This window comes from Guyparkeria sp., from assembly GCF_046540515.1.
Taxonomy (GTDB): domain Bacteria; phylum Pseudomonadota; class Gammaproteobacteria; order Halothiobacillales; family Halothiobacillaceae; genus Guyparkeria.
Genome location: NZ_JBKHFB010000101.1, coordinates 1 through 4,546 on the forward strand (window position 1 = coordinate 1; position 4,546 = coordinate 4,546).

Annotated in this window: 4 protein-coding genes; 1 reads left to right on the plus strand and 3 read right to left on the minus strand. The window is 67.9% G+C overall.

Going from position 1 to position 4,546, the window contains the following annotated elements; translation table 11 throughout:
* The coding region (locus tag ACLFRM_RS09000; protein WP_410755403.1) for an efflux RND transporter permease subunit at window positions 1-741 on the plus strand (741 nt) is incomplete at its 5' end.
* Window positions 742-942: 201 nt separating this feature from the next.
* Here ACLFRM_RS09000 and ACLFRM_RS09005 read toward each other — a convergent pair.
* The 3 genes from ACLFRM_RS09005 to ACLFRM_RS09015 all read right to left on the minus strand — a co-directional run.
* Window positions 943-2,388: a glycoside hydrolase 100 family protein gene (locus tag ACLFRM_RS09005; RefSeq protein WP_410755404.1), complete on the minus strand. Its 1,446-nt coding sequence runs from the start codon at window positions 2,386-2,388 to the stop codon at window positions 943-945.
* Window positions 2,385-4,055, minus strand: coding sequence for an FMN-binding glutamate synthase family protein (locus ACLFRM_RS09010; protein ID WP_410755405.1), 1,671 nt, complete (start codon window positions 4,053-4,055; stop codon window positions 2,385-2,387). The genes ACLFRM_RS09005 and ACLFRM_RS09010 overlap by 4 nt, the downstream gene beginning before the upstream one ends.
* Window positions 4,056-4,276: 221 nt before the next feature.
* A partial coding sequence (locus ACLFRM_RS09015) for a DUF302 domain-containing protein (protein WP_410755406.1) occupies window positions 4,277-4,546 on the minus strand: 270 nt, incomplete at its 5' end.

Sequence of the window (4,546 nt, forward strand, 5' to 3'; positions counted from 1 at the left end):
GGCCAGGTGGCCTCCGTCGAGGTGGAGTCCGGGCCACCGGTCATCAAGTCGGAGAACAGCCGGCCGGCCGGCTTCGTGTTCGTCAACACGCGCGGCGTGGACCTGGGCGGCTACGTCGACCGGGCCAGGGAGGAACTGCGCGACAAGGTCGACCTGCCGCCCGGGTACGCAATCGAGTGGTCCGGCCAGTACCAGTACATGGAACGCGCCGCCGAGCGCCTCAAGCAGGTGGTGCCGCTGACGCTGGCGATCATCTTCATCCTGCTGTATCTCGCCTTCCGCCACGGCGGCAAGGCGGTGATGATCATGGGCAGCCTGCCGTTCGCGCTGATCGGCAGCTTCTGGCTCCTGTGGGCGCTGGAGTACAACCTCTCGATCGCCGTGGCGGTGGGGCTGATCGCGCTGGCCGGCGTGGCCGCCGAGTTCGGCGTGGTGATGCTGCTCTACCTCGACCAGGCCATCAAGCGCCACCAGGAGGAAGGGCGCCTCAACACGCGCGCCGATCTGAAGGATGCCCTGATGGAGGGCGCGGTGCTGCGGGTCCGCCCTAAGGCGATGACCGTCGCGGTCATCCTCGCCGGCCTGATGCCGATCATGATCGGCGTGGGCACCGGCTCCGAGGTGATGTCGCGCATCGCCGCGCCGATGGTCGGCGGCATGATCACCGCCCCGATCCTGTCGATGATCGTCCTGCCGGTGATCTACTGGCTGTGGCAGCGGCGTCGGCTGCCGCCGGGATGAACGGCGGGAGGGATCAGGGACCGAATCCCCGCTCGTCGATTTCCGCCGACGCTCGACGGGCCCCAGCGCTTGGCGGGGCCACCTTCCTAGCCAAGTAGACTTTGTAGAAATCCGGTGACATGCCGGCCGGCACCCGTCACGACGGATGGGCGTCGAATCGTTCATGGATCTGACCAGGCCAGCCGGCAAGGTCGGTCGGCATCAGGCCGGCGCCCGAGACCCGGCGTCGCAAGAAGTCGCGGTACTCGGCGCGCCGAAGCCGAGAAAATCGATGGCATCGGGATTCGCCAGCATGCGCCGGGCGGCCAGGTACCCCGCGACGCTCCATGTCTGGTCGAGCCGGGCCTCCTTGCCCACCAGGCGACCGCCCCGGCCGTCGTAGTATTCCGCCCACTGCTCGGCCGCCAGGCGTTCCTCCACGGCATCGAGCACCTCGGCGGCAAACTCGCGTCGTCCGGCGCGTATCGCCGCGGCGGTGAACAACCACAGCAGGAACGGCCAGTTGCCGCCGTTGTGATACGACCAGGGCGCGTTCTTGGGGTCGCCCCCCGTGAGGAGTTGCCAGTCGCGCCCCTCCAGGGCCGGGAAGACGAGCTTGACCGGGGTTTCGCCCAGCAGGTCCTCCCGGCGGGATTCGAACAGGTTGAGAATCGCCTGCGCCTGCTCCCGGTCGGCCAGGCCCGAGAGCACGGCCAGCAGGTTGCCCTGCGAGAACAGGCGCACGTCGAGCCGCGCCGGCCCCAGGTTGCCGGCGAAGTAGCCACCGTCGCGGGGCATCCACTCGAACAGCCACTCGGGAATGGTGTCGGGGCGGATATTGAACGGGTTGGCGGCATCCGCGCCCAGCTCCTCGACCTGGTAGCGATAGATGCGGTTGAGTGTCGCCATGTCGAGCCAGTAGTAGTGGCGCAGGTGATGAGCAAGGTGCGACTCGCGCTCGGCGACGGCCCGCCGAAGGGGGTCGTCGACCGGGACGTCGAGCAGACCATCAGCCGCCCGCAGGGCCAGGTGGAACAGGACCTGGATGTCCAGCGGGTGGCCGTATACGCCGAGCCGGCGGTCGATCATAAAGGCACCGTCCGGCACCAGCAGTGTCGGCAGCATCTCGTGGCGCGGGGGCAGGCAGAGCTCCAGGATCAGCCGGATGCCGCGCTGCATGGCATCGGATTTCGTCAGCGACTCGTCCCCGCTGGCCCGGGTGTAGGCATGCAGCAGGTAGAGCCACCAGAAGCCGGAGTCGATCGGTGTGACCCGGGCGATGGCATGTTCGCCGAAATCCGGCTCCAGGCGTTCCTCGGCTCCCGTCCCCGCGACCCGGAAGCTCGCCGGCATCATCCCCTGCCCCGGACGGAAGCAGTCCATGTGGTGGTCGGCACTCTGCAGGTCCAGCGCCACCCGCAGGAAGTTGCGCACGATCTCGTGCTCGCCGCGCAACAGGAAGGCCACCGCCGAGACGAAGAAGTCCCGGGTGAAGACGTGATCGTAGTTCTGTGCGGGAGCGTCCCCGTCGCCGGAGGCGATGGTGCCGACCGGCTCGCCCCGGTAGCGGACAATCGAGGCATCCAGGCGACGCCAGGCCTCCCTCTCGACGGCATTCGACGCGATACCGCGCCGGGACAGACGCGAGAACCACCCCGGGGCCTTCATCCCCGCGCCTCCCCGGCCACGACACGCCCTCGTGCCGATGCCATCGAGCAGCATTCGCGATCGATGCGGGTCAGGCAATCCCGCGGACGGAAGCTGTCGGCGTGCGCCTCGTCGAGCATGAGCTGCCAGTCCTCCGACGGCTGGCCGTCGAGCAGGTCGCCCGGGCGCAGGTACGGGAAGATCTGGTCGTAGCGGCGCACAGCCTCCGGGCTGATCCGCCGGTAGATGTGGGTCCGGTTGAGTTCGTGCGGGTGGCGGATCCCGGCCGAGCCGATCAACTCGGCGGTGGCATGCACCGTGCCGCGATGGAACTGTGCCACCCGCGTGGCCTTGTCGGGGACCACCAACCCCGCGTAGCGCCGGGGGTCCTGCGTCGCCACACCGGTCGGGCAGCGGTTGGTATTGCAGGTCAGGGACTGGACGCAGCCGAGCGCGAGCATCATCCCGCGGGCGCTGTTGCAGATGTCCGCCCCGAGCGCGAGATTCTTGACCAGGTGGAAACCGGTCAGGATCTTCCCCGAGGCGATCACCCGGACGTGCTCGCGCAGGCCGAAGCCGGTGAGGCAGTCATCGACGAAGGCGACCGCCTCGCGCAGCGGCATGCCCACGGAGTTGCTGTATTCGATGGGGGCCGCGCCCGTGCCGCCTTCGCCGCCATCGACCGTAATGAAGTCCGGGTAGCGGCCGCGCTCGACCATGGCCTTGCAGATGGCGACGAACTCGCTCTTGCGCCCGATGGCCAGCTTGAAGCCGACCGGTTTTCCGTCAGACAACTCGCGCAACCGGTCGACAAAGTCGATCAGCCCCAGCGGCGAATCGAAGGCGGTGTGCGCCGGCGGGGAGATGATCGCTGTCCCCGGGGGGACGTCACGTATCGCGGCGATCTCCGGCGTGTTCTTCTCGGCCGGCAGGATGCCGCCATGCCCGGGCTTGGCTCCCTGCGAAAGCTTGATCTCGATCATCTTCACGTTCGGCAGGCAGGCCTTGTCACGGAAAGTGTCGGGGCAGAAATCCCCATGATCGTCGCGGCAGCCGAAATAGGCCGTGCCGATCTGCCAGACGAGATCGCCGCCCGGCTCCAGGTGGAACGGCGTCAGGCCGCCTTCGCCGGTGTTGTGATAGAAACCGCCCTCCCGGGCGCCCCGGTTGAGGGCGAGGATCGCGTTGCGACTCAGGGCGCCGAAGCTCATCGCCGAGATGTTGAGCACGCTGGCCGAATAGGGCTGCCGGCATTGCGGGCCACCGACCGTCACGCGCAGGTCGGGATCCAGTTCCTCGACGGCGAGGGCCGCCAGTGACTGGCCGATCCATTCGTAACCCAGCCGATAGGTGTCCACCCGCGTGCCGTAGGGAACGGTTTCGTTCTCCCGTTTGGCACGCTGGTAGACCACCGACCGAAACATGCGACTGATCGGCGCGCCGTCGGTGTCGGATTCCAGCAGGTACTGGCGGATGAATGGACGCAGCTTCTCCGCCAGCCAGCGTCCACGCCCGACAAGCGGGTAATTGCGAAGCAGGGTATGCCGATGCTGCCGCATGTCGTAGAGGCCGACGGCGACCAGTGGCAGCACGATCAGGTAGGCCCACAGGAGCGTTGGCCACAGGAAGGCGAACAGGGCGATCGCCGCCGTGACCAGGGACGAGACCAGCAGAAAGGCTCGTCGCATGCCTAACCCTCCCGCAGCGCTCGCCATTCAGGGACGCGACCGCCCCCTCCCGCCAGCGGGCCGGGGGCGGTCGCCACCACCGGGGTGGGCAAAAGCTGGAACCGCATCGCGTTCATTGCTTGGCTCCTTTCGGGTCAAGGGCGTTTGCCGGACGCCATCCGCCGACAGGGGTTGGGCGCTCTCCCGGCGGCATCCCCGCCGTGACCGGGAACGTCGAACGTTCAGCCGGCGCCGGCAGCCTGGCGGGCGAACCCGTCGAGTGCCTTGCGCACCTTCTCCTGCACCGGCTTGGCACAGTCACCGACTCCGTGGCGCTCGACCAGGTAATCGGCCGTGTTGTAGGCCACCTTGACGGTGTCCCCGTCTTGCCAGATAAGCATTTTCATCGGCAGGTCGATCGCGACCGTCGGCGCGCACTTCATCAGCGCAGTACCGGCCTTGGGGTTGCCGAAGATCACCAGTCGCGTCGCCGGCATCTCCATGTCCACTGT

Bases quoted from the DNA above. Each gene is read 5' to 3' on its own strand.
- ACLFRM_RS09005 (WP_410755404.1), bottom strand. From the start codon at position 2,388: ATGAAGGCCCCGGGGTGGTTCTCGCGTCTGTCCCGGCGCGGTATCGCG.
- ACLFRM_RS09010 (WP_410755405.1), bottom strand. From the start codon at position 4,055: ATGCGACGAGCCTTTCTGCTGGTCTCGTCCCTGGTCACGGCGGCGATC.